Consider the following 24,317-nt stretch of genomic DNA (forward strand, 5'->3'; position numbering starts at 1 on the left):
TGAGGGAGCCTCCTCATAAGAGACTCCCTTTTTTTATTTACTTTCTTCTGCTTGATACTTTTCCTTTAGTGCTCTTCTTAAAATTTTACCTGTTGTGTTCTTTGGAATATCATCTATGAAATGGATCGTTTGGGGCTGCTTATATTTCGCTAAAAAGCGTGAACAATGTGTGATGATGTCTTCTTGATTGATGTGAGCATGTTTCTTAGGGGAAATGTAACAGACGACAGCTTCTCCGGTGTTCGGATCTGGCACACCGATGACGACGGCTTCTGCTACAGCTTCATGTTGATAAAGCACTTCTTCTACTTCTCTTGGATAAACATTATACCCGCCAACGAGAATCATATCCTTTTTCCGATCGACAATATAAATGTATCCTTCTTCATCTCTTCTCGCTAAATCACCGGTATACAGCCAGCCGCCTCTTAGTGCAGCTTCAGTATCTTCTGGCATTTGATAGTAGCCTTTCATAATGTTTGGTCCTTTTGCTATCAGCTCTCCGACTTCATTTGGACCGACTTCTTCTCCCAGTTCATTCACGATCTTATTCTTCACATTCATAATGTCGGTCCCAACTGAACCGGGTTTTCTTTTTCCATCAAGAGGATTGAATGCAGTTACTGGGGAAGCCTCTGATAATCCGTAGCCCTCCAGCACCGTGACACCAAATTTTTTCTCAAAACCGTGAAGTAAGGCAACAGGCATTGAGGCACCGCCAGATATACAAATCCTCACTGAGGACATCGCTTCCTCGTGCCCTTCCTGGCAGTACAAATAGTTATACATAGTGGGAACACCAACAAATAACGTTGGCTTCTCTTTTTCCATCATACGCAAAAGCTCCGATGGGCTGAAATGCGGCATGACATAAATGGTCGCGCCATGAATCAATGGTGCATTCATACAAACCGTTAAACAAAATACGTGGAACATCGGCAAAGCGGCGATGACCTTGTCCTTTTCATCAATGGATAGGTACTCAGCGACGTCTCTGGCATTTGAATAAAGGTTGAAATGAGTCAGCATCGCACCCTTTGGTTTTCCTGTCGTGCCAGATGTAAATAGAATAACTGCCGTATCATCCTGATGAATAGAAGGATGCACGTTCTCTTTCGCATGACCAGACACAAGCTTTCCAAAGAAGACAAGACGATCAGATACTTCCTTAAAACTTGATCTGCATGCAGATTCATTTTCTGCACAAATAATCACTCGTTCAATAGACGGAAGCTGTTCGTACACCTGCTCGTACACTGGCAGTAGCTGTTCAGGGGCAACAATGCCTTTTACATCACCTGTAATCAGCATATAGCCAATTTCACTAGGCGTGTATGTTGGATTGACTGGTACTACGACAAGTCCTGCCTTTAAGGCACCAAAAAAAGAAATGACAAAATGCGGTGAATTTCCTAAAATAAGCGCGATATGGTCCCCAGCTTGAAACCCTTCGTTGACTAATCCATCTGCAAATCGCTCGATACTTGTCATCAGCTCTCGATAGGTCCACTTATTTCCTTCAAAGATCAGTGCGATATTTTCTCCTTTCGTCATCGCCGTCTGCTCTAGATTTTTGATCAAATCCATTCTCCCACCCCTTACACGTCATTAATGAATGAATAGCCATTCATTTTATGGCCAAACATTCCTCCTTTCTATTATAATAGACAATCGAAAAAATCCACAAGATCAAATGTGAATCGCTTTCATTTCTTTCAATCAAAAAAGCACCGCTATCTCTAGCCGTGCTTGTCCCTTTTAATAAATCAAATCAAGAAAATCCTCTTTTGATACGTTGCCGAAGTAGTGGCGCATATCCATATCTTCTAATACGTCGCTGATCGTTTTGCGATCATATTGCTGCCCAATGAGTCTTTTTTCAATATCAGCAATATCCCCTACACCAAAGAAATCACCAAAGATTTTGCAGTCTTGGATGATGCCTTTTTTCACTTCTAATCGAAGATCAATGGAGCCTGCTGGGAATCTTTTAGAATGCTGTAAATTAAATTTCGGTGAACGGCCGTAGTTCCATTCCCATTTTTGATATCGATCCCGAGAAATCTCGTGAATCTTTTCCCAATCCTTCTCAGTCAACTGATATTGAGGGACATCCCCATTCGTATCGAAAATGTAGCTTAAAAGAATTTTTCTAAATTCTTCTGTTGTCATCTTTTGATCCATCAATTCACTAATATTGGCAACCCTGCTTCTAATGGATTTAATGCCTTTTGATTCAATCTTTTCTTTTTTCACATTTAAAGCCGAAACGACATGTTCGATTTCTGAATCAAATAGCAGCGTGCCATGGCTGAAAATACGTCCTCTTGTAGCGAACTGGGCATTTCCAGAAATTTTTCGTCCATCTGCCATAATGTCATTTCTCCCGCTTAATTCCGCTTTGACACCAAGCTTTTCAAGCGCTTTGATGACTGGCTCGGTGAACTTTTTGAAGTTATGGAAGCTGTCCCCATCATCTTTTGTGATAAAACTGAAGTTTAAGTTTCCTTTGTCATGGTAAACTGCACCACCACCGGACAGGCGGCGGACAACTTTGATGCCGTTGTCTTCCACATACTTCGTATTGATTTCTTCTATTGTATTTTGGTTCTTTCCAATAATAATCGACGGCTGATTGATGTAAAACAGCAAATACGTTTCATCAGGATCTAAATATTTTAAGCAATACTCTTCTATTGCCAAATTAATCATTGGATCATAATGTTGTTCGTTATCGATAAACAGCATCTCTATCTTCCTTCCTTGTTCCATCTAAGCCCTGAATGGGCAAGCTGTATATTGCCAGTATATAACGCCTGTGCTTCATTGACTAGGTCTTTATGACGACCAAAATGGGGCAAATGCGTGATGATGAGTTCCCCAACATTTGCTTTCCTTGCAAGCTTGCCCGCCTCTGTACTGTTCATATGTCCTGCACCCGATCCGTCCTGTCCAGCATAAAAATTGCTTTCAGCAATCAGTAGATCTGCATCCTTGCTAAATGGGATAAATGCGTCCTGATAACTTGAGTCTGCTGTATACACCACCACAGCATCCCCTGCCTGAATTCTCATAGCATAGCATTCTGCCGGATGAACCGTTTTCAAAAAATCAATTTGAAATGGACCAATTTGAATACCCTCTTCTGGCTGATAAGCCTCTGCCTTAGTATGTACATCATCCGCAAGTCGCCCAAATGCTTTTTGATCACCCGTATGTCCATAGATCGGAAGCGGACCGCTGCTTTTTCCTAAATGATATCCCACTAGCTTCGCATATTGGAGTGGTCCGATATCCGCAATATGATCGTGGTGATAATGAGAAAGGAGAACAGCATCTAGTTCTTCTATATCCATGTATTGCTGCAGTTTGGAAAGAACACCGCTCCCGCAGTCTACAAGCAGACGAAAGCCATCTGATTCAAAAAGGTACCCTGACGTCGCTTCACCAGCGGCCGGAAACCCTCCGTAGCATCCAATGACAGTTAATTTCATCGTCATTTTTCCCTCCTTTTCTAAAAATCCCCTTCTTACAATATACCCATTTTTCATGAAAAAAGCATTCTTCTTGCCTATTGTTGCAAAACAGATTGACAATTATAAATCTGTTATAATACAATAATAGCAACAAAATGTATTGGAGGATGACAAATGCTAGGAAAAATCACTGAGTTTTTTAGAAATTTGCCCTCAAAGAAATGCACAAAATGTGGAAATGATTTAATGGAACAACACGAGTGTTACGGTAATGAATGTGAGGAATGCTCACAAGTAAGTTATCTTAAATAAGGTAAAAAATTGAATTAAAAAGCACTTTTTTCCTCCATCGTCAGTTGGAGTCAAAAGTGCTTTTTATTTTTTCTAAAAAATAGGTAAAAAGGTAAAACCCTTGTCCTAAAAGGGTTTTTTAGTATTTTCATATGATGAGTTTTAGTTCTGAAGACACTTTTTATTGACTTGAATCAATAAAGGAGGTTCTAAATGTTCATTTTTTCAAACAATTTTGTATTTTCTTAATATAATTTAATCGTGGACGAGCCTCTTTAATTTTAGTTATACTTTAATTCATATATTAAAACTTAATATGATGGGAATATTCCTTTAATGAATATGTTAGGGAGGAAATCTATGAAAAAATTAAAATTTGGATTAGCTACACAAATCCTAATCGGTCTTATTCTCGGTGTCGTTGTTGGGGCAATCTTTTTCGGTAACCCAGGCGTTGAGACTTATTTAAAACCAATTGGAGACTTCTTCTTAAGACTCATTAAGATGATTGTTATACCAATTGTCGTATCTAGCTTAATTTTAGGTGTTGCAGGTGCCGGTGATGGTAAAAAAGTAGGGAAACTTGGTTTTAGAACTATTCTTTATTTTGAAATTATCACAACATTTGCGATTATTCTTGGTCTTGCGCTTGCAAACTTTGTTCAACCTGGTGCAGGCGTTGACTTTGGAAATACGGAAAAACAAGATATTAGCCAGTATGTTGAAACGGAAAAAGAGCAAAGCAGCAAATCAGTTGCTGATACGTTCCTTCATATCGTTCCAACGAACTTCTTCCAATCATTGGCGGAAGGTGATTTGCTTGCGATTATTTTCTTCACTGTGTTATTTGCTCTTGGCGTTTCAGCCATTGGTGAACGCGGCAAACCAGTGCTCGCCTTCTTCGAAGGTGTATCACACGCCATGTTCCATGTCGTCAATGTTGTGATGAAAGCTGCACCATTTGGTGTCTTCGCACTCATTGGTGTGACTGTATCAAAATTTGGTCTTGAATCTCTTATTTCATTAGGTAAGCTTGTAGGTCTTGTTTATTTTGCGCTCGCTCTCTTCCTTATCGTTGTATTCGGAATTATTGGAAAGATGATTGGCGTCAATATTTTCAGATTTCTTGCTTACATGAAAGACGAAATGCTTCTTGCCTTTAGTACATCCAGCTCTGAAACAGTTTTACCAAGAGTCATGGATAAAATGGAGCGCATTGGATGTCCGAAGGGAATTGTTTCTTTCGTTATCCCAATCGGTTATACGTTTAACCTAGACGGCTCCGTACTGTATCAAGCTATTGCTGCGCTTTTCCTTGCACAGGTATATGGCATTGACCTCACGATCGTCCAGCAGCTCACACTTGTTCTTGTACTGATGGTGACATCTAAAGGAATGGCTGCCGTTCCTGGCACTTCCTTTGTTGTATTACTCGCAACATTAGGAACGATCGGTGTACCTGCTGAAGGTCTTGCATTTATTGCAGGTGTGGATCGTATCATGGATATGGCGCGAACAGTTGTTAACTTAACAGGAAATGCACTTGCAGCTGTTGTGATGTCTAAATGGGAAGGACAATATGACCCTGAAAAAGGACATCGCGTGATGACTGGACAAGAAGTACCTGAACCGACACAGCTTTCAAGCTAACGAAAAAGAACCCCATCTATCGGGGTTCTTTTTTCGTGATTAATTCTGATTGAACATAGTGATAAAGGAGATTCGCTGTATGGACGAGAGAATCTTCATGTGTTCGTTCAAATGCATGCGAGGAATCTATGCCAGGACCAATCAGTCCATGTATGATATCATATCCTGCTCTAATGGCTGCTGATGCATCAGAGCCGTAATAAGGGTAAATATCTAGACGGTAATCAATATTGTTCTCCTCTGCTAATGCGGCTAAATGCTTGCGTAATCCAAAATGATAAGGACCGCTTGAGTCCTTCACACAAATAGACACACTGTATTCATCTGTTGATTGACCATCGCCGATAGCTCCCATATCGACAGCGAGGTATTCCACCGTTTCTTCTGGAATATTGGAATTTCCACCGTAGCCAATCTCTTCATTATTGGAAATTAAGAAGTGCGTCGTATGCGGCAATGTGATGTTTTCCTTTTGAATGCGGTGGATGAGTCGCAGCAAGAGCGCCACACTTGCCTTGTCATCAAGGTGTCTTGATTTAATAAAACCTGAAGACGTCACTTCCACTCTAGGATCAAATGAGATAAAGTCCCCTACTTGAATGCCAAGTGCTTTGACATCGTCTGCATTTTGCACCTTTTCATCGAGTCGGATCTCCATATTCTCTTGGTTTCGTTTTGCTTTTCCCGCATCCGCATAGACATGAACTGACGTTTGATGCATGAGAATGGTTCCTGTGTATGTATGGCCTGAAGCGGTTTCAATTTCACAGTATTCACCTTCGATTGAGTTATACTGAAAGCCTCCAATGAGTGCAAGACGAAGCCGTCCATTTGATTTAATCTCCTTTACCATCGCACCAAGCGTATCGACATGTGCTGTCAGCATGCGGTGTTCCTTATCATCGGTTCCTTTAATAGTGGCAATTAAGCCGCCCTTTCGATTTCGTTTTGTCTCAATATTTACATCCTGTAAAAAGCGTTCAACAAAGCCAATCACCTTTTCTGTATTCCCTGACGGACTTGGGATCGATACGAGCTTTTGAATCAGCTGAACGGTTTCGTTTACTTCAGTTGTCATTCGGCATTTCCTCCTTTGTCTGAAAGCAATTCCTTCCATGTATGCCTTTTATAGCATCTCTTCTTAAAATATATCGCTTCGGGTTCAAGATGTCTAATTTCAAATCAAAAATCCTTCCTCTATCAAGAGAAAGGATTCATTGATTAAGCTTCGTCTTGTTTCATTTTTCTTACGTTCCAAGCAAAGTATGCGGTTGTTGCCGCCATCATGATGATCGCAACTGTTCCAAGAATCGCTGCTTGGTGCCATAAATAGCTGTCATCACCGCTTGCAATGATCGTTCTAAATCCATTGATTGTATACGTCATTGGAAGCAGACTATGAATGACTTGGAAGAATTTAGGAACAAGCTCAAGCGGGAATGTACCAGCACTTGCTGCGAGCTGAAGAACTAAGATAATGACGGCAATGAAGCGTCCTGGGTTCCCCATTGTTGTCGATAGCAGCTGAATGATCGCTAAGAATGTCAGACTGACGATGATTGCAAAGAGATAGAAGCGCCAGAGGCTTTCCACCTCAAGACCAAGCCCAAAGATGAGCATCGTACTTGCAATGACTGCTTGCAGGATACCGACAAGCAGAAGCACGCTATATTTGCTGACAAACCATTCAAACGCATTTCTAGGGCGTCCAGCAGGGTCTTTCATTGGGAATACAACGGTGAGCATCAGAGCCCCAACAAAGAGTCCCATGGATAAAATATAAGGCGTGAGCCCTGTTCCATAATTATCAATCTTTTTCGCTGTATCATTCTCTGTTTTAACAGGGCTTGCAATCATATTGTAATTGTCTTGATTTGCATCAATTTCCCCTGTTTCATCAGCGGCGCTTTTCAATTTATTGGACAGCTTACCTGTACCGCTCTTTAAATCTCCCAATCCTTTATCAAGCGATTTTGAGCCTTCGGCAAGCTTAGATGTATTGCTTTGGATATTTGTTGAACCACTTTCCAGCTTATTTAACGCTGCGCTAAGCTGGCTTGATCCATTTGCAAGCTTATCCGCTCCGCTTTTCGCCGTATCAAGCTTTCCATTTGCTGTTTGCAGGCCATCTTGTAATTGGCCTTGACCTGTTTGAAGCTTCAATGCACCTTGATATAATTTATTCGTACCAGATGTCATTTGGTCGATCGCATTTTGTATCGCGACTGTAGACGTGTACAGCTGTTCTGTTTTCTTTGGCAGCTGTTTGACTTGCTGCAGCTGAGCTTTTGCAGATGCAACCGCAGACTGTACCTCACTTGCATCAGGCAGTTCCTGCAAGGCCGCTAAGCTTTGTTCGAGTCCAGACAGATCAGGCAGTTCGATTTTAGGCAGACTGTTCAGCTGATCCATTGCCGCCTTTTTCTCTTCATCTGTCATGGAGCTGTTTTGGATAATGCTTTTTACTTTAGCATCTCGATTTGATAATGCTTCTTTTAATGAAGCAAGTTTTGTACTGAACGTTTTTGCGTCTTTTTTCACCTGATCGAGTTTAGGCGCCATCTTTTCAAGATTCGCTAATTCTGGTGACGATAAGACTTTTTCTACTGCTGCAATTTTTTCTGAAAAGGATTGTGCTTTATTGTTTAGCTGCTCAATGCCCGCTGTGAATTGCGGCATTTTAGAAGCGAGCTGCTGATGTCCTTCACGGCTTGTGTTTAATCCTTCGGTTAATGTATCAATTCCTGTACCAAGATCTCCAAATTTCTGATCAATGGTTTGATAGCCTGTTAAGAGCTGACCGAGCCCACTGTCTAGAGACTGTATGCCTGTGTTCAGTTCACCCATTTTCCCTGCGAACTGATGAACACCTTCGCTATAGGTTAACGTACCTTCAGCCAATTTGGCTAAGTTGTCTTTTAACTTTGTACTGCCATCTTTTGCGCTTTTTGTTCCGTCATCAATTTTCTTCGCGCCATCGCTTGCTTGATCTAATCCTTTTGCAATCGTTTTGAAGTTATCAAAGATGACCTCGGCGTAATTTTTTGTGACTTCCTTTGAAACCGAATCTTTTAATTTGATAATGGCATTATTCGCAATTTGTGACGCCGCATAGTTTGCGCCTGGATTCGTATAATATTTCAGATTCGATTTTTTCGGATGTTTATCTAACACTGTACTTGCATTTTTCGAGAAGTCTTTTGGTATTTCCACAACGAGATAATAATCCTCGTTATTTAATCCCTTTACGGCCTTTTCTTCACTATCGACAAAATTCCATTTGAAATTATCGTTTTTCTTTAATTCCTTCACTAAATCATCGCCGACATGAAGGGTTTTCCCGTCATAATGACTGCCTTCATCCAAGTTGACAACCGCTACAGGCAGTTGATCAACTGTACCATATGGATCCCAATATGCTTTTAAAAATACACCACTGTAAATCAGCGGAATAAATAAGACAGCTAAAATCGGGATCAGTAGTTTTTTGCTCGTTACAATGTCTTTCCATTGATTCCGAATTAAATTCATTGCTGTTTTCCTCCCATAGATGAATGACTAAATATAAAATTTGGTCATATGAACTCAAAAAAAATTATGTTGTTGCAGATAGTCCTTTTAAGACATAAAGCTCCAGCGATTCGGCTACCTCTTCTTTTGTTAAAGGCTCGTATCGCTTTTCCCAATCAAAAATCAGTGCAATATATAGTTTCACCATCACAAATGCAGTCAATTCAGGATCACAAGGCTTAATGTCGCCTTTATCCATCGCTTCTTGTACTTTCATTTTGATATAGCGAATGATCATCTGCTCCATCTTTTCGATCATTTCCTTGACCGCTGACGTGCCAAGCTCCGCATTTTCCTGAAAAATCTTAATTGTGAGCTGGTGGTTTTTTCGAAATTCTAAAATTGCAAAGAGTGCTAAGTGAAGGTTTTCAGAGAAACTATTCTTCTCATCAATCGCCTCATCCGCAATTTTCCTCATCTCTAGTAAAAGGGATGTGAAAATTTCATCGAACAACTCTTCTTTGTTTTTGAAAAATGTATAAATGGTACCTTTCCCGACGTTGGCAAGCTTCGCCACGAGGTCCATTGTGGTCGCTTTATACCCGAATTGAGTAAATGCCTTCGTCGCACCATCTAAAATCATTTGTCTCCTATCAACACTCATGATCTCACTCCCGAAATGACTATTTGAACGTTTTGGTCATTAAGTACAGAAAGTAATATACCATATCCCTTTCCCCGGATGCAACAACTTTGTTCACATTTATGATTCCCAACTCTTTTCGAATGATTCGAACATGAAAAACTCCCTTTCCATGACAGAAAAGGGAGTTGTTTTTTATGAAAATAGATACGATACAGCTTCTGAGATGGCGGCTTTTCCTTGATCAATACAATCAGGGATTCCAACACCTTCAAAAGCAGCACCTGTGATATAAACACCAGGATATGATTGCTTAAACGTTTCTCGCATGTTCGAAATAGCTTTTTGATGACCGACGTGATATTGCGGCATACTGGTCTTCCAGCGAGTCACTGTCGTCAATTCTGGATCTGCTTTAATATCCATGATTCTCTTTAAATCTTCAAGCACGATGCTGACGATTTGACTGTCTGACTGCTCGACAATCGATTCGTCGCCAGCTTTTCCGACATACGCACGCAATAGCGTTTTTCCTTTCGGAGCTGTATGCGGCCATTTTTTGTTTGTCCATGTACAGGCCGTAATAGAGAAATCACTGTTTCTTGAGATGACAAAACCAGTGCCGTCATATTCATTATGAACATCCTCTTCTTTAAAACCGAGTGCTACCGTTGCAACAGAAGTAGAGGTCATGTCATGCAAATACTCAAGCCCTGCTTCTTTAGGAAACATGGAATAGATCGATTGATGCGGAGTCGTGACAATGGTTGAATCGGCAAAAAGCGTTTGACCGCTGTCTAATTGCACACCATAGCCTCCCTCTGTTTTTTCAATCTGCTTCACTTTTGTCCCTTTATACACCGTTGTCAGCTTGAGCTTACTTTCTACTGCTTCCACAAGCGACTGCAGTCCTTGATTGATCGTTTGGAACTGTCCTTGTTTTTTCGCAGTCACTTGCTGTGCTTTCGCATGCTGCTGTGATTTTTTCATCCCAAGAATCAAACTGCGATGCTGCTGTTCTGTTTGATAAAATTGCGGGAAGGTGGACATTAAGCTCAGGCGGTCAATATCCCCTGCGTAAATGCCTGATAGAAGCGGCTCGATTAAATTCTCAACGACCTCATCACCCACACGTCTTCTAAAAAATTCACCAAGCGACTGATCTTCGGTCTGCTTGCTTTTTGGCAACACGAAATCCATCGCCGCTCTCGCTTTTCCCGCAACTGAAAAAAGACCAGTTGTAATAAATGGGCTGATTTGAGTTGGAATACCCATCACAGCACCCTTTGGCATCGGATGAAGGGTTTCGTTGACTAGTACATACGCTTGCCCAGTTTCATTATTGACGAGCTGATCGGACAGACCGACATCCTTAGCCAGCTGCGGTCCACTGACTTTTCTTTCTAAAAATGAATCAGGTCCACGTTCGATGATGTAGCCGTCTTTATATAATGTTTGTATTTTTCCACCTAGCCTAGGGCTCGCTTCAATAAGAGATATTTGAATCGGAAGACCTTTTTCTTCGACTTCCTTTTCCAAATAGAAGGCGGCGGCTAAACCAGTGATGCCACCGCCAATGATGACAAGGTGTTTTTGATTGTCATGCATAGGATCGCCTTCTTTTATATGATTACTTGCTTTCGTCAAGCTTCTTTAATACGACTGTTGCCAGAGCATCAATAAATGCTGGTTTCGCATTTGGCATTTCTGGACGATAGTATGCTGCACCAATTTCATCTGTCACGACTTTACATTCATAATCGTTGTCGTATAACACTTCAAGATGGTCAGCGACAAAACCAACAGGCACATACACGAATGTTTGATAGCCTTTTTGTTCAAATAAATCCCGCGTTAAGTCTTGCACGTCTGGTCCAAGCCATGGATCCGGCGTGTTGCCTTCACTTTGCCAGCCAATTTCATAGTGTTCAATTCCCGCACCTTCCGCAATCATTTTGGCCGATTGTGCGAGCTGATCAGGATATGGATCTCCTGCTGCAATAATTTTTTCAGGCAGACTGTGTGCAGACACAATAAGTACCGCGGAATCTCGTTCCTCTTGACTCATTGATGCATACGTATCCTTCACTTGTTTCACCCAATAGTCCACAAACTTCGGCTCATCGTACCAGCTTTCAACAGACGTAATCTGTAAATTGCCCAGCTTGTCTGCCTCATCTTGTGCACGTTTGTTATACGATTTCACACTAAAGGTTGAGAAATGCGGCGCAAGAACGATACTCACAGCTTCTGTAATGCCGTCCTTGTGCATTTCAGCAACTGCATCCTCAATGAAAGGCTCGATATGTTTTAAGCCAATGTAGACATGAAATTCAATGTCGTCTTGAATGTCATTCAAGTGCTCACACAAACCATTTGCCTGCTGCTCTGTAATTTTTGATAAAGGAGAAATACCGCCGATTGCCTTGTAGCGATCCTTTAAATCTTGCAGCATTTCTGGCTCCGGCTTTCTGCCTCTACGAATATGTGTATAATAACGCTCAATGTCTTCTTCTTTATATGGGGTGCCATATGCCATGACAAGAAGCCCCATTTTCTTTTTCTCCACAACCAACACTCCTTCAGATCATTTGAAATAGTTTAGATGGATGTTTTTTTATGTTTAGCTGAATAGTCGTGAATAAAATCGGTCAGCTTCTTTAACGTATCTGGTGAAACATCTGGAAATACCCCATGACCTAAGTTAAAGATGAAGTGATCTGATTTCATCCCTTGATCTAAAATATCTTTTGCTCTCTCTTCAATGACTTCCCAAGGAGAAAGTAAGATCGTTGGATCAAGATTCCCTTGTAACGTTTTTGTGAGCCCTTCTTTTCGAGCCTCGTCTACACTCATACGCCAATCCAGTCCAACGACATCTAGCGGCAGGTCATGCCAATCTTTCACCAGATGGCTTGCCCCAACTCCGTACATGATCATTGGTACATTTTCACTCTTCAACTCTGTGAAAATTCGCTGCATGACAGGTTTAATGAATGTCCGGTAATCTGCTGCATTTAAAGCACCAACCCATGAGTCAAAGATTTGAAACGCACTGATCCCTGCTTTTACCTGCGCACGTATGTACGTGATCGTCATATCAGCTAATTTGTTCATGAGCAGCATCCATGTCTCAGGCTCACTGTACATCAGCGCTTTTGTTTTATGATAGTTTTTAGATGGGCCGCCTTCAATCATATAGCTTGCCATCGTAAATGGTGCACCGGCAAAACCAATGAGCGGTACATTCAGCTGCTCCTTCGTTAAAAGCTGAATGGTATCAAGCACATATGGCAGGTCTTCTTCAGGATGAAGCTCCCCAAGACGTTCAATATCTGCTTTTGTCCGAATCGGTGAATCAATCACAGGTCCAATTCCATTTTTAATTTCAACGTCCACTCCAATAGCCGGAAGCGGGGTCATAATATCTTTATATAAAATAGCGGCATCTACACCATATTGTTCTACAGGAAGTCTTGTTACATAAGCACATAACTCTGGCTGATGCGTAATTTCAAATAGCCCGTATTTTTCTTTAAGGGCACGATATTCAGGCTGTGAGCGTCCTGCCTGTCTCATATACCAAACTGGTACATGGTCTGTTTTTTCCCCTTTGCACGCCTTTAAGAACGTGTCATTAAAAGCCTTCGTTTTTCCCATTACCTTTCATTCCACCTTTCGCCTTACACGCTCTTTGTATAAGGCTCAAACACTGCTTTTACTATACCGCTTTTTCAAGGCACGGTATACTAAAGCGGCTCAATGTTCAAAAATTCGCCGAATATTAACGTCCAAAAGCCTCTGGCTTGACATACGGACTGCCTTCTCCTTCTTCTTGCGTTTGGGTATTATATGGAACAACCTTATACTCCGCATCTGAAAACACGTTGGCATACGGCATTGTGTAGCTGCCCACGCCTGTCACTGAATCGATCAGCGTCTCGTTTCCATTTCTCTTCTCATAAATACGGTATTCAACCCGTTTATCCTCCTGCTTGTCCCAAGAAAGCTCTAATGTAAACAATCCTTTGATTTTAAACGCATAGCGGGCTTCAAATCCTGAAAGTCCCTCTAAATGGATTGGCGATTGAAGTTCTTTAATTCCCTCTGGTTTTTCAAACGTTTCATTGGTGATTTGGGCTGTCGTTAAAATATCTTTAAACAGCTGCACTGGGTATTGACTGCCGCCAGTTAAATAGTGACTGTTATCGGTTGTGTCATACCCCATCCAGATCGCACCCGTTGTACTAGGCGTATAGCCGGCAAACCAAGCATCTTTTGTTGCACCTTTCACACCTGAATATGTGGTCGTGCCTGTTTTACCTGCTAAATCTCCAGCATATGAACCGCTCTGGGCTGTTCCGCCTTTGACGACTTGCTGCAGCATTCTTGTCATATTCCAAGCATTCTGCACGCTAAACACTCGTTCTGGCTTACTGCGATTCTTCTCTACCGTTTCTCCTTCATCATTGGTGATTTTTTGAATGAAGAAAGGCTTTTTATATACGCCTTCATTTGCAAATGTGTGGAAAGCTCCAGCGATTTGAAGTGGAGAAACCCCTTTTTCTAAGCCGCCAAGTGCCATGGCAAGTCCTTTATCCGAAATCTCCATTCCCATTTTCTCGAGATATGATTTCGAGGTATCAATACCAAGCTCGCTTAATGTCCACACCGCAGCTGTATTCTTACTTTTCATGAGCGCATCCACCATTGTGACCCTGCCTTCATACTGCCCATCGTAATTCTTTGGTGAATAGCCGTCATAGCTTTTTTCTTTGTCTTCAAGCAGGGAATAAGGTCGGAATTTTTTCTCCTGCATTGCCGGACCATATACCGCGATCGGCTTGAAAACAGATCCAGGCTGTCTAACAGCGGTCACCCTGTTATAGCCCCTCGCTTGATATTCTCGTCCTCCAATCGCTGCTTTTACTCCGCCAGACTCATTATCAATAAAGATGGCACTGCTTTCAGGAGAACCGCTTTTTCCCGGGAAATAACGGTTGTTTTTCATCGCATCGTAAGCGACCTTTTGCAGATTCATATCGATCGGAACTGTAATGGTATAACCACCTTGAAGCAATTGCTCATGTGAAATGGCATACTCTGATTCTGCCTCCTTAATGATGAGATCGACATAGCTGTCGACCCAAGGCGTTTCTGATTTCTTTTTCAAATGAATGCCTAGTGTTCTCCCTTTTGCTTCTACTGTTTCTGTTGATGATAAATATCCTTGCTCATTCATTAAATTAAGGATGGTGTCCCGCCTTTGTTTATTTTTATCAGGGTGTAAAACAGGCGAGTAAGTAGACGGCGCTTTTGGCATCGCAGCGAGTGTAGCCCCTTCGCTGACAGTTAAATCTTTCACATCTTTACTAAAGTAATAATTGGCTGCTGCCTGAATACCGTAGACGCCATGACCGAAGTAAAGCTGATTCAGATACATCTCGAGCAGTTTATCCTTTGAATAATCTCTTTCTAAATTAATGGCAATAATGACTTCTTTTGTTTTTCGAAGAAAGGTTTTGTCATTTGTGAGAAAAATATTTTTTGCGAGCTGCTGAGTGATTGTACTGCCGCCCTCTACCTTTCCTCCTGCTAATATATCTCGATAAACCGCCCTTGAAATTGACTGTGCATCAATACCATGATGCTCATAAAATCGTTTGTCCTCGACAGCCACAAAAGCTTTCGCTACTTTATCAGGTACCTCCTTTAATGAGACAGGGTCCCGATTTTCTGAATACATACTTGTAAGTTCTTTTCCATTCTGATCAATGATTTGGGATGAAGCGTGAAAAACAAGCTTCTTTTCATCTATGACATAATGTCCTAAAAATAAAATGGTCAGATAGCCAATAAATGAAAGTACGATGGTACTTCCTGCAATGACTAATGGAATGATTATCTTCTTTTTCTTCAAATTAGGTCACCTCATTCCTTTATACGGATAGTATGGGATGTATTGCTTCATAATATGTTTTATGGATTGACTACCAAAGAATTATATATCATTCTTTTGTTATACTATCAAGCAGGAGGCGGTTTAGATGAATGTCTATATCACATATGGAACAGCAGATTTCTTGCATAAAATCACAAAGAAACACGATCAGGAAAATCTGCTTTATATGGTCGGAAAAGAACAAGCAGCTCTTTTCCATGAGACGGAGGGCGAGACTGTTTTTAAAGCCCCTCATGCCTATGATGTGATTTATGCGAAAGGTGAGCTAGTCCAATCTGGCTTCGTCACCTTGAATCATATCCCTGTGAAGCTTGAAAGCAGAGCACTTTTTGAATCTACTTTTCAGAAGAAGACGAACATCTCGGAACATCAGCGGGGCTTCCAGGCTCTTCGAGTGTTAAGACCGAAAAAAGATGAAGAAGTGTATTTGATTATGACACTTTGGGAATCAGAGGACTTATTTGAAGACTTTCAAGAATCAGAAGCGTTCTTTCAGCCAAACGAGGATACTGGCTCCATCTTCTCTCGTCCTGCTTTTCTCACATCCTATCATGCCGTTACAGACAATTAAGGAAGTGCTGAAAGCAGCACTTCTTTTTTTCATGAAAAAAAGCCCAATAGCTGGGCTTTTCATTTTATCGTCGTGATGTCAGCTCGTACCGATGAATGATCGGCTGAAGCACATAAAAATTCAATAGTATCCATCCTAATAAGATCGGCCACTTCAACATAGGTGAAGCACCTTTCAATTGAATGAGCATCACCAATAGCGGAATCAAGCAGATCATGAAAAAACTCATCTTGGAGACAAAGGTTTCTTTGACTTGATGACGACAGCTTGGACACATCATCATTTTCGTATGTGATAATTGAAACTTTTCAACGAAAGAAAATGCTTTTGAACAATTTGGACAGCTTCCCAACACGATTCCTCCCTTTCCCCGCTTCATATCAACTTCGACTTTTATGTAAAATGACCTTTTGATGCAGCATGCGAAATCCTCTTCTGTTGAAAGATTCTAACAATTACCATACAATCAGTAAAAGAGCATGAAGGAGGTTTTCGACTCAATGACAATATCCACTTTACAAAAAAGCATTAATGAACGTCTTGATGAACATTATGAGGAAATGGTTGAAATTAGACGCCATCTCCACATGAATCCTGAACTTTCTTTCCAGGAAGAAGAAACAGCCGCTTTCATCGCCAACTACTATGACACATTACATATACCAACACGTACACAGGTGGGCGGCCATGGTGTACTCGCCTTTATCGAAGGAGCTTCTCCGGGGCCGACGATTGCCCTCAGGGCTGATTTTGATGCACTTCCCATCCATGATGAAAAGGAAGTGCCTTACAAATCAACAAAGCCAGGTGTGATGCATGCATGCGGGCACGATGGGCACACAGCGACACTACTTGTCTTAGCGAAAATCTTGAATGAGCACCGCGATCAATTAAAAGGGAAAATCGTCCTCATTCATCAGCACGCAGAAGAATATGCGCCAGGCGGTGCAAAACCAATGATTGAAGACGGCTGCTTAGACGGTGTCGATGTCATATTCGGTACGCACCTTTGGTCTCCAGAGCCTTGTGGCACCGTTCTTTATAAAAGCGGGAACTTTATGGCAGCCGCCGACCGCTTCTCTATTCGAGTTCAGGGGAAAGGCGGACACGGCGCACAGCCTCACTTAACGAAAGATGCCGTACTCATCGGTTCACAAATCGTCGCAAACCTGCAGCAAGTCGTTGCCCGTAAAGTCAATCCAGTTGATTCTGCTGTTGTATCTGTTGGAGGTTTTGTGGCAGAGAATGCTTTTAACGTCATTGCAGATTCAGCTGTTTTAACTGGTACTGCACGATCCTTTGAAGAAAGTGCACGACACACCATCGAACGAGAAATTGAACAGGTCGTGAAAGGGGTGTGCGACATGCATGATGCCGACTACACATATGAATATGTGAGAGGATATCCTGCTGTTAAAAATCATCCAAAGCCGACTGAATATATTGCTGACATCGCAAAACAGACAGAAGGTGTCACAGAAGTAAAAGAAGCGGAAACCCAAATGGGTGGAGAAGATTTTGCTTACTACCTTCAGCATGTCCCTGGTACCTTCTTTTACACAGGCGCCATGCCTGAAAACAGCCAAGACGTGTATCCCCATCATCACCCAAAATTTGATATCAACGAAAAAGCAATGCCTGTCGCAGCAAAGGTACTCGCCCGTGCCGTCCTTTCCTACGATGAATGAAAAAAAAGCCGCTCTCGCCAGCGGCTTTAGATTATTGACAAAGGGCTAAAATGATTTTTATTTTAGCCCTTTGTCTTCTTTTCAGTGTGATAGAAAACCTTTGAAGTCTAGGAAGGACGAGTACCGGAGCGGAGCGAATTGAACATTCGTGAGCACCGGAACGCAGCCCTGACAACGAATGCGAGGGTTTGTCTACACGCTGATGCCGCTGTCGCCAGCGGCTTTTCTATTTCATTTCTTTCAACACTCGTAAGTGAAACACATGACGAGCGACATCTCCGAGCTGTCCTGTCAGCTGATGATTTGCCACACCGCCAACAGCGGCTCCGACGATCGGCATTAATTGAAATAGCTTCACTAGGTCAATGTAATCTCGATACTCCTGCTGAAAGCTGTACCAATCCATTTCCTCGCAGCTCGTTTCCCAATCATCTATGATGTTCATCATTTTTTGACGATGTGCACTGCCGGAAAAGGCGAGTTGAAATATACAGAGCAAAAAGAGTCTTTCTTCTTTTTGAGACAAATCAAAGCCATAAATACATGCCAGCTCATAAAGACATTTCATCTTAATGCTAAGCAGCAGCGGAAAGTCTGCCATACCGAGCAATATACCACCTGCACCTGTTCCAATTCCTTCGATCGCAGCTGCCTTTTGATAGTACTTCACTTTCTCCTTTGCCAGTTCATTTCGCTCGATGATAGATAATTGCTCATCAATCACCGAAAATGAAGTGAAGTGCGATCCTGATACGGTGGATTCAACCATTGTTTTGACCGCACTTGTGATGACTTGATGAAATCGAGCAGGGATTCGGCGGTTCACCTGCTGCTGAACTCCTTTTGAAAACCGTTCGATCTTCGAAGGTTTTCTTAAAAAACGCGTTTGAAAAAAAATGGCTTCTTCATACAACTCCCGTTCAGCTGCATTCATCCGGACCCCTCCTTGATGTCATCATACGCTTGCTGTCAGAAACATATCTCCGCTTATCTCATCTTTTTTAATCGACTGAGTACGTAAGGCTTGAAGAGGACAAGTACAAATGCCAGCGAAATCAGAAGGGCAAGTCCACTTCCCTGCCATCCTCCTGCCGGGAGTACTGCACAGCTCAGCAATATCGATTGAATAATAAGCACATTACGAACGAGAACAAAAAAGCTCCGATCCTTTTCTTGCTGAGCAACTGGATAAAGTGCCTGTAATGAAAGATGGGAAAAGTGCTTCGTTAACGGCACAAGCTGTACACCTGTGATAAACACGGTGAACAAGACAAGCAGCGCACCCACCCAGCCTGCTGCACCTGTATACAAAATAATCAGCACAAACACGGCGGTTAGCCTAAACACGAGACCAAAATAGTCATTTGAACGTAAAAACGCCCTCACATACATGTAAGAAAAAGTTTTACGCTGGTCATACGGAACAAACTGCAAGAGCCAGTCCATGTATGCTCTTCTTTTCACCTGTTTCTTTAAATGAGGCACATCTGTAAATAAGTTTGCCAGACGATAAAAGCGCTGTTTTCGTTTTAATTCGTCAGAAATATGCAATTCCCATTGAAAAGGCTGTTTTTTTACTGCATTGGTTAAGTAAACGAGATAGACACCATAGATCAGATAAAAAACGATTGCGATTGCATAGGATGCCTGTAAAACGGTATATACCAAAATCATATTCAATAGAAAACGAAGGACTGCATCAAGCCATCTGATCTGTTTTCCTTGAAAATAAGTGATCCTCCATTGAATTGCTGTATTCACACCCTTGATCAAAATCATTTGCGCCAATATCAGCACATACATCTTGAGGCCGCCTGAAGACACCGCAGAATAAAGCGGAAGTGCAACAATGGATACGGCAATAAGAGGAAACAGCTGAGAAATGAAGCTAAAATTAAAAGCTTGTTTTAAATAAGGCTCCATCTTCCCTTCCAAGGGAAGCAAAAACACGAGATCTGCTTCTTTGATCAACGTACGCACGTAAGAGCTTGTCAGCACCAATGAAAAAACAACTGCCATGACCCAGTAGGATGGGAAGTGAGCCGGAATCTGTTTGAGCCAGTTACTATACCAGCTCGCTCCGCCTGCAAGAAAAAAAATGAGCACAATGACAAGATGATCATTGAACATGTATTTTAAATATTTTCTTGTATCTTGCATGTGTTCCTCTAATCGGGATTTCCAAATGGTTTGCGTCATTTTACTCATAGCTTTCTTCCTTTGTTAATTCCAAATAAAGATCATCGAGTGTCGCATCTCTCATATTGAACTGTTCTCTCAGCTCTGTCAGTGTTCCTTTCGCTCTGATTTCCCCTTCGTGCAAAATAATAAAGGAATCACAATAGCGCTCAGCTGTCGCCAAAATATGCGTCGACATCAGGACACTTGCGCCGTTTTTCTTCGCAGCATTCATCCGTTCAAGAAGTGCATTAATCGCAAGAGGATCAAGCCCTAAAAACGGTTCATCGATGATATACAGTTCTGGTTCAACAAGGAATGCACACATAATCATGACCTTCTGTTTCATTCCTTTTGAAAAATGAGCAGGGAACCATTTCAAACGTTTCTCCATTCGAAATTCTTTCAGCAATGACGGCAGACGTTCATCTAATTGTTCCTTTGACAGACCGTAAGCCATCGCTGTCAGCTCTAAATGCTCTTTTAAGGTTAATTCTTCATATAATACAGGTGTTTCTGGAATAAACGTAAATTGCGAACGATACGCCTCTTGATCGTCTTGAAGAGTTCGTCCATTCAATTCAATGACACCTTTATGCGGTTTCATGAGCCCGATGATATGGCGAATGGTTGTGCTTTTCCCCGCCCCGTTTAAGCCGATGAGACCGACGATTTGATTTCTTTCTAATTCAAATGAGATATTTTTTAGAACGGGATTCTTCGTATATCCACCCGTTACATCTTTTACAGTGAGAAGGGACATGAATTCGTTCCTTTCTTTCTTTTTTCCTTTATAGTAACAAAAACGAAAGGTAATTTGAAATGTTTACCTTAATCGCGGCATGAATAAAAAATAGGCGCTTTGGTCATCATAATGTATGTAGAAGAAATGAACTTGATGACCAATAAGTAAATGAGGTGTTTGTTAAAGGCAAAGAACCGCATGACAAGTTGGTTTTTCATCTAAAAACCTTAGCTTCTGTTTTGCTTCACTGATTCTTGATTTTTGTGTCCTATACAATATGTATACGACAAACCAAAACGTCAAATGAGGTGTTTACGGCAGAAATAGCAGGCATACGAATTCTTTATTTCAGTAAATAGAGAATTCAAAAGGCATATCGAATGAAAGCATCAGCATTTCTTCTGCAGGAGCAGGATGAGCGACCAAAGGAGTTCGCTTGTCCTGTTTTCTTTTTTGCTTCTTTTTGTGATACGATGAAGGAAAATGAATGAGGAGTGACATGACGTGAGCGATTGTATTTTTTGCAAGATCATTGATGGAGACATTCCATGTGCAAAAGTATATGAAGACGAGCATGTATTGGCTTTTCTAGATATTAGCCAAGTAACAAAAGGACATACCCTTGTAATCCCGAAAATACATAAAGAAAATATCTACGAGATGACACCAGAAGTGTCTAATCACTACTTCCAAGCGATTCCGAAAATTGCAAGAGCAATCAAACAGGAATTTGAACCAATTGGGTTAAACCTTCTAAACAACAACGGCGAAAAAGCCGGACAATCTGTGTTCCATTACCATATGCATATCATTCCGCGCTACGGAAAAGGCGATGGCTTTGGTGCTGTATGGAAATCACATCAAGAGCAATACACGTCAGAGGATTTAAAAGATATTTCTTCTGCCATCCACACGCGGCTTACCTCATCTTAATAGATGAGGTTTTTCTTATTTCTGCCCCTTTTTATCGCTTTCAACTCTTAATAGTAAGATATTTAAAACGATTCAAATTTTTCGTCCAATTGCTTCAAATTTGTGATAGGATGGTTTTATCTTTTGATCCATTAACGCGAGAAATAGGGAGAGATTGTGATGAAGCGAACGACGAATTTTAATGCTGGTCCGGCGGCACTGCCGCTAGAAGTGCTTCAAAAAGCACAGGAAGAACTTGTTGATTTTAAACAAACTGGGATGTCTGTGATGGAGCTGTCTCATCGCAGCGGTGAATATGAAGAAGTCCACAATAAGGCAAAAGCACTGTTGGTGGAACTGATGGACATTCCTGAAGATTACGAAGTCCTCTTTTTACAGGGCGGAGCTAGTCTTCAATTTGCGATGATTCCTATGAACTTCTTACATGAAGGCGAAACGGCTCATTTCATTCAAACAGGCGCTTGGTCAGAAAAAGCATTATCAGAAGCAAAAGGGTTTGGTGAAACATCTGTGTTTGCTTCAAGTGAAGACGACAACTACTCGTATATTCCAGAAGTAGATGCCTCCGGTTTAACAGATGGCGCTTACTTACACATCACATCAAACAATACGATCTTCGGCACTCAGTGGAAAACGTTCCCTGGTACATCATTACCGCTTATTGCAGATATGTCCAGTGATATTCTCAGCAAAAAAATCGATGTTTCTCAATTTGATTTCATTTATGCTGGGGCACAAAAAAACTTAGGGCCTTCTGGTATCACGATTGTGATCGCGCGCAAACGTTTATTAGAGAAAGAGAAAAGCAGCACACCGAAAATATTAAAATATTCAACACACGCAAAAGCCAACTCTCTTTATCACACACCACCGACTTTTGCGATTTATATGCTGTCTCTTGTCCTTGAGCATGTCAAACAGGCTGGCGGCGTAGAAGCAGCGGAAAAACGCAATGAACAAAAAGCAGGCATTCTCTACGACACAATTGATCAAAGCGGCGGTTTTTACAAAGGACACGCACGCACTGACAGCCGTTCGCATATGAATGTCACGTTTACCCTTCGTGATGATGCGCTCACTGCTTCCTTTGTAGAGAAAGCAAAGCAGGAACAAATGGTTGGACTTGCCGGCCACCGTTCTGTCGGTGGATGCAGAGCATCTATTTACAATGCGGTATCGATTGAAGACTGCCAAAAGCTTGCGGACTTTATGAAAAAGTTCCAGCAAGAAAATGAGTAAAAAAGCTTTTCTATAGAGAAATAAATTTGTTATAATAACGAGAAATATAAAGTGATGACTCTTGCAATAAATGATGAGCCATATTATTGAAGAGTCCTAAGAGCTTAGCAGAGGAGAGCATAGAAATGAAAACAAAAGAATTAGTGATTATGTCATTGCTTGCAGCAATGGGAGCTGTTTTGCATACGATTTTCCCGCCCATCTTTTTCGGAATGAAACCTGATATGATGCTGGTCATGATGTTTTTAAGCATCATCCTTTTCCCAAAGGTACAGCATGTAGTGGTTATTGCCCTAGTGACTGGCGTCATTTCTGCATTAACAACGGGTTTCCCAGGCGGACAAATTCCAAATATGATTGATAAACCAGTGACAGCCTTTATCTTCCTAGCCCTTTTCTTATCTTGCTTGAAGATAAAGAACAAAGTGGTGCTGACCGCTGTGTTAACTGCGATTGGAACCATCGTATCCGGCGTGATTTTCCTATCTGCCGCTTTACTGATTACTGGACTGCCAGCTGCATTACCGGCACTTCTTGTGGGCGTTGTCCTTCCAGCAGCCGTGATTAATACCATTGCCATGGTATTTGTCTTCCCAATTGCTCAGTCCATTCTAAGGCGTGCAAGAATGATAGAAGTTGCTTAACGAATAATCGAACCTCTTCATAATAGATGAAGAGGTTTTTTCATGCTTTTATAAAAGAAAAAGGGTCAGCAGCAAAATGAGGAGCGAAATCCCTGCACCTGCCGCACACACAAGTGCTTTTTGCTTTAATACATGTTTTGGCGGATAAGACCCTGCATACCCCAGCTGTCTTGCATAATGAATAGAACCACCTGTAAAAACGACACCGATACACGTAAAAACGAACAGAAAGACAGACAACCTTCTCCCCTCCCTTTTCTTCAAAAGTATGCTAAAATAAAGCAAGCTATGTATGGAAGTTCAATGAAGCTGATCGTCAGCTCAGAGAGAACATGCGAATGTGTAAAATTTGACTAGAGGTGATTTGAATGGCTAGTGGACGTTCTTTATTAACAGGATTATTTGTAGGCGGTCTCCTCGGAGGTGCGGCAGTGCTCCTGACGACTCCCTCTTCTGGCAGAGATGTGCGCGGAAAGATGAAAGACGGCTATGACAAATTCGAAGATACGCTGACAAGATTAAAAAGAGATGGACAAGCTTTAAAAGAGCAAATTGTTGAAACAGCAAAAGAAAGCGCAGAGGTCATTAAAGAAGTCGGAACTGAATTACAAGCATCGATTCAGCAATGGCGCGAAGAAATCAAACCTCACCAGCAGGACTTGCAAAAGGAAATTCAGGAAATTGAGGAAAAGCTCAAACAACTGGAGAAAACCTTACAAAACTAATATACTCACGAAAAAATATTCGTTTACAAAAGTGTGCGGGGTGCGTATCCCGCACTTTTTTT

23 protein-coding genes are annotated in these 24,317 nt (G+C 41.5%); 8 read left to right on the forward strand and 15 right to left on the reverse strand.

The annotated features are described in order from the left end of the window. Nucleotides 1-33 precede the first annotated feature (33 nt). From C6Y07_RS13990 to C6Y07_RS14000, 3 genes are all read right to left on the reverse strand, one after another. On the reverse strand, nucleotides 34-1,587 hold the full coding sequence (locus C6Y07_RS13990; RefSeq protein ID WP_060595931.1) for a fatty acid--CoA ligase family protein: 1,554 nt from the start codon (nucleotides 1,585-1,587) through the stop codon (nucleotides 34-36). Between the two features lie 171 nt (nucleotides 1,588-1,758). Continuing rightward, on the reverse strand, nucleotides 1,759-2,748 hold the full coding sequence (gene lplA, locus C6Y07_RS13995) for a lipoate--protein ligase (RefSeq protein WP_060595930.1): 990 nt from the start codon (nucleotides 2,746-2,748) through the stop codon (nucleotides 1,759-1,761). A 2-nt stretch (nucleotides 2,749-2,750) separates the two neighbouring features. Then, nucleotides 2,751-3,494, reverse strand: coding sequence for an MBL fold metallo-hydrolase (locus tag C6Y07_RS14000; protein ID WP_189318381.1), 744 nt, complete (start codon nucleotides 3,492-3,494; stop codon nucleotides 2,751-2,753). Between the two features lie 156 nt (nucleotides 3,495-3,650). Between C6Y07_RS14000 and yhfH the strand changes: the two genes are divergently transcribed. Together yhfH and gltT are read left to right on the forward strand one after the other, a co-directional pair. After that, nucleotides 3,651-3,788: a protein YhfH gene (gene yhfH, locus C6Y07_RS14005; RefSeq protein ID WP_008359029.1), complete on the forward strand. Its 138-nt coding sequence runs from the start codon at nucleotides 3,651-3,653 to the stop codon at nucleotides 3,786-3,788. A gap of 339 nt (nucleotides 3,789-4,127) precedes the next feature. Next, nucleotides 4,128-5,417: a glutamate/proton symporter GltT gene (gltT, locus tag C6Y07_RS14010; RefSeq protein WP_034663550.1), complete on the forward strand. Its 1,290-nt coding sequence runs from the start codon at nucleotides 4,128-4,130 to the stop codon at nucleotides 5,415-5,417. A 16-nt stretch (nucleotides 5,418-5,433) separates the two neighbouring features. Here gltT and C6Y07_RS14015 read toward each other — a convergent pair whose 3' ends face one another. The 7 genes from C6Y07_RS14015 to C6Y07_RS14045 all read right to left on the reverse strand — a co-directional run bounded on the left by C6Y07_RS14015 (nucleotide 5,434) and on the right by C6Y07_RS14045 (nucleotide 15,490). After that, nucleotides 5,434-6,495, reverse strand: coding sequence for a M42 family metallopeptidase (locus C6Y07_RS14015; RefSeq protein WP_106036613.1), 1,062 nt, complete (start codon nucleotides 6,493-6,495; stop codon nucleotides 5,434-5,436). A gap of 143 nt (nucleotides 6,496-6,638) precedes the next feature. Continuing rightward, nucleotides 6,639-8,948 (reverse strand): YhgE/Pip domain-containing protein, encoded by a 2,310-nt coding sequence (locus C6Y07_RS14020; protein WP_106156915.1) that lies wholly within the window; start codon nucleotides 8,946-8,948, stop codon nucleotides 6,639-6,641. 64 nt (nucleotides 8,949-9,012) lie between these two features. Continuing rightward, nucleotides 9,013-9,591: a TetR/AcrR family transcriptional regulator gene (locus tag C6Y07_RS14025; protein WP_034620016.1), complete on the reverse strand. Its 579-nt coding sequence runs from the start codon at nucleotides 9,589-9,591 to the stop codon at nucleotides 9,013-9,015. A 174-nt stretch (nucleotides 9,592-9,765) separates the two neighbouring features. Continuing rightward, nucleotides 9,766-11,178, reverse strand: a complete 1,413-nt coding sequence (hemY, locus tag C6Y07_RS14030; protein ID WP_060595927.1) for a protoporphyrinogen oxidase — start codon at nucleotides 11,176-11,178, stop codon at nucleotides 9,766-9,768. 22 nt (nucleotides 11,179-11,200) lie between these two features. After that, nucleotides 11,201-12,139 carry a ferrochelatase gene (hemH, locus tag C6Y07_RS14035; RefSeq protein ID WP_034663560.1) on the reverse strand — a complete coding sequence of 313 codons (939 nt, stop codon included), beginning with the start codon at nucleotides 12,137-12,139 and terminating at the stop codon, nucleotides 11,201-11,203. A gap of 32 nt (nucleotides 12,140-12,171) precedes the next feature. After that, nucleotides 12,172-13,230 (reverse strand): uroporphyrinogen decarboxylase, encoded by a 1,059-nt coding sequence (gene hemE / locus C6Y07_RS14040; RefSeq protein ID WP_060595926.1) that lies wholly within the window; start codon nucleotides 13,228-13,230, stop codon nucleotides 12,172-12,174. A 124-nt stretch (nucleotides 13,231-13,354) separates the two neighbouring features. Continuing rightward, nucleotides 13,355-15,490 (reverse strand): transglycosylase domain-containing protein, encoded by a 2,136-nt coding sequence (locus tag C6Y07_RS14045; protein ID WP_060595925.1) that lies wholly within the window; start codon nucleotides 15,488-15,490, stop codon nucleotides 13,355-13,357. A gap of 127 nt (nucleotides 15,491-15,617) precedes the next feature. On the opposite strand from C6Y07_RS14045, the gene C6Y07_RS14050 reads away from it, so the two are divergent. Beyond that, entirely contained in the window at nucleotides 15,618-16,103 is a 486-nt protein-coding gene (locus C6Y07_RS14050; RefSeq protein WP_060595924.1) for an antibiotic biosynthesis monooxygenase family protein, read from the forward strand. A 64-nt stretch (nucleotides 16,104-16,167) separates the two neighbouring features. Here the strand turns inward: C6Y07_RS14050 and C6Y07_RS19110 are convergent, their stop codons facing one another. Continuing rightward, nucleotides 16,168-16,320 carry a hypothetical protein gene (locus C6Y07_RS19110; protein ID WP_223249501.1) on the reverse strand — a complete coding sequence of 51 codons (153 nt, stop codon included), beginning with the start codon at nucleotides 16,318-16,320 and terminating at the stop codon, nucleotides 16,168-16,170. A 283-nt stretch (nucleotides 16,321-16,603) separates the two neighbouring features. On the opposite strand from C6Y07_RS19110, the gene C6Y07_RS14060 reads away from it, so the two are divergent. After that, on the forward strand, nucleotides 16,604-17,791 hold the full coding sequence (locus C6Y07_RS14060; protein WP_060595923.1) for a M20 family metallopeptidase: 1,188 nt from the start codon (nucleotides 16,604-16,606) through the stop codon (nucleotides 17,789-17,791). A 226-nt stretch (nucleotides 17,792-18,017) separates the two neighbouring features. Here C6Y07_RS14060 and C6Y07_RS14065 read toward each other — a convergent pair whose 3' ends face one another. The 3 genes from C6Y07_RS14065 to C6Y07_RS14075 are packed head-to-tail and all read right to left on the reverse strand — an operon-like array spanning nucleotide 18,018 to nucleotide 20,732. Then, complete coding sequence (locus C6Y07_RS14065) at nucleotides 18,018-18,725, reverse strand: EcsC family protein (protein ID WP_060595922.1); 708 nt, start codon at nucleotides 18,723-18,725, stop codon at nucleotides 18,018-18,020. Between the two features lie 53 nt (nucleotides 18,726-18,778). Next, entirely contained in the window at nucleotides 18,779-19,999 is a 1,221-nt protein-coding gene (locus tag C6Y07_RS14070) for an ABC transporter permease (RefSeq protein ID WP_060595920.1), read from the reverse strand. Further along, nucleotides 19,992-20,732, reverse strand: a complete 741-nt coding sequence (locus tag C6Y07_RS14075) for an ABC transporter ATP-binding protein (protein WP_003212171.1) — start codon at nucleotides 20,730-20,732, stop codon at nucleotides 19,992-19,994. The genes C6Y07_RS14070 and C6Y07_RS14075 overlap by 8 nt, the downstream gene beginning before the upstream one ends. A 486-nt stretch (nucleotides 20,733-21,218) precedes the next feature. On the opposite strand from C6Y07_RS14075, the gene C6Y07_RS14080 reads away from it, so the two are divergent. From C6Y07_RS14080 to C6Y07_RS14090, 3 genes are all read left to right on the forward strand, one after another. Then, nucleotides 21,219-21,647 (forward strand): HIT family protein, encoded by a 429-nt coding sequence (locus C6Y07_RS14080; RefSeq protein WP_034663580.1) that lies wholly within the window; start codon nucleotides 21,219-21,221, stop codon nucleotides 21,645-21,647. 159 nt (nucleotides 21,648-21,806) lie between these two features. Continuing rightward, complete coding sequence (gene serC / locus C6Y07_RS14085) at nucleotides 21,807-22,886, forward strand: 3-phosphoserine/phosphohydroxythreonine transaminase (protein ID WP_060595918.1); 1,080 nt, start codon at nucleotides 21,807-21,809, stop codon at nucleotides 22,884-22,886. Between the two features lie 125 nt (nucleotides 22,887-23,011). After that, nucleotides 23,012-23,530, forward strand: a complete 519-nt coding sequence (locus tag C6Y07_RS14090) for a tryptophan transporter (RefSeq protein ID WP_024425455.1) — start codon at nucleotides 23,012-23,014, stop codon at nucleotides 23,528-23,530. Between the two features lie 48 nt (nucleotides 23,531-23,578). On the opposite strand, the gene yhzF is transcribed toward C6Y07_RS14090, so the two are convergent. Beyond that, nucleotides 23,579-23,770 carry a membrane protein YhzF gene (gene yhzF, locus C6Y07_RS14095; RefSeq protein WP_003211362.1) on the reverse strand — a complete coding sequence of 64 codons (192 nt, stop codon included), beginning with the start codon at nucleotides 23,768-23,770 and terminating at the stop codon, nucleotides 23,579-23,581. Between the two features lie 128 nt (nucleotides 23,771-23,898). Between yhzF and C6Y07_RS14100 the strand changes: the two genes are divergently transcribed. Next, a complete protein-coding gene (locus C6Y07_RS14100) occupies nucleotides 23,899-24,255 on the forward strand; it encodes a YtxH domain-containing protein (protein WP_034663584.1) in 357 nt (118 codons plus the stop codon). The last annotated feature ends 62 nt before the right edge of the window (nucleotides 24,256-24,317 follow it).

The sequence above is a fragment of the Bacillus sp. LNXM12-1 genome (assembly GCF_003004375.1).
In the GTDB taxonomy this organism is placed as follows: domain Bacteria; phylum Bacillota; class Bacilli; order Bacillales; family Bacillaceae; genus Bacillus.

What these genes read in the sequence shown, in the direction of transcription:
- C6Y07_RS13990 (WP_060595931.1), bottom strand. Translation starts at nt 1,587, where the DNA reads ATGGATTTGATCAAAAATCTAGAGCAGACGGCGATGACGAAAGGAGAA.
- lplA (WP_060595930.1), bottom strand. Translation starts at nt 2,748, where the DNA reads ATGCTGTTTATCGATAACGAACAACATTATGATCCAATGATTAATTTG.
- C6Y07_RS14000 (WP_189318381.1), bottom strand. Translation starts at nt 3,494, where the DNA reads ATGAAATTAACTGTCATTGGATGCTACGGAGGGTTTCCGGCCGCTGGT.
- yhfH (WP_008359029.1), top strand. Translation starts at nt 3,651, where the DNA reads ATGCTAGGAAAAATCACTGAGTTTTTTAGAAATTTGCCCTCAAAGAAA.
- gltT (WP_034663550.1), top strand. Translation starts at nt 4,128, where the DNA reads ATGAAAAAATTAAAATTTGGATTAGCTACACAAATCCTAATCGGTCTT.
- C6Y07_RS14015 (WP_106036613.1), bottom strand. Translation starts at nt 6,495, where the DNA reads ATGACAACTGAAGTAAACGAAACCGTTCAGCTGATTCAAAAGCTCGTA.
- C6Y07_RS14020 (WP_106156915.1), bottom strand. Translation starts at nt 8,948, where the DNA reads ATGAATTTAATTCGGAATCAATGGAAAGACATTGTAACGAGCAAAAAA.
- C6Y07_RS14025 (WP_034620016.1), bottom strand. Translation starts at nt 9,591, where the DNA reads ATGAGTGTTGATAGGAGACAAATGATTTTAGATGGTGCGACGAAGGCA.
- hemY (WP_060595927.1), bottom strand. Translation starts at nt 11,178, where the DNA reads ATGCATGACAATCAAAAACACCTTGTCATCATTGGCGGTGGCATCACT.
- hemE (WP_060595926.1), bottom strand. Translation starts at nt 13,230, where the DNA reads ATGGGAAAAACGAAGGCTTTTAATGACACGTTCTTAAAGGCGTGCAAA.
- C6Y07_RS14050 (WP_060595924.1), top strand. Translation starts at nt 15,618, where the DNA reads ATGAATGTCTATATCACATATGGAACAGCAGATTTCTTGCATAAAATC.
- C6Y07_RS19110 (WP_223249501.1), bottom strand. Translation starts at nt 16,320, where the DNA reads ATGATCTGCTTGATTCCGCTATTGGTGATGCTCATTCAATTGAAAGGT.
- C6Y07_RS14060 (WP_060595923.1), top strand. Translation starts at nt 16,604, where the DNA reads ATGACAATATCCACTTTACAAAAAAGCATTAATGAACGTCTTGATGAA.
- C6Y07_RS14065 (WP_060595922.1), bottom strand. Translation starts at nt 18,725, where the DNA reads ATGAATGCAGCTGAACGGGAGTTGTATGAAGAAGCCATTTTTTTTCAA.
- C6Y07_RS14070 (WP_060595920.1), bottom strand. Translation starts at nt 19,999, where the DNA reads ATGAGTAAAATGACGCAAACCATTTGGAAATCCCGATTAGAGGAACAC.
- C6Y07_RS14075 (WP_003212171.1), bottom strand. Translation starts at nt 20,732, where the DNA reads ATGTCCCTTCTCACTGTAAAAGATGTAACGGGTGGATATACGAAGAAT.
- serC (WP_060595918.1), top strand. Translation starts at nt 21,807, where the DNA reads ATGAAGCGAACGACGAATTTTAATGCTGGTCCGGCGGCACTGCCGCTA.
- C6Y07_RS14090 (WP_024425455.1), top strand. Translation starts at nt 23,012, where the DNA reads ATGAAAACAAAAGAATTAGTGATTATGTCATTGCTTGCAGCAATGGGA.
- C6Y07_RS14100 (WP_034663584.1), top strand. Translation starts at nt 23,899, where the DNA reads ATGGCTAGTGGACGTTCTTTATTAACAGGATTATTTGTAGGCGGTCTC.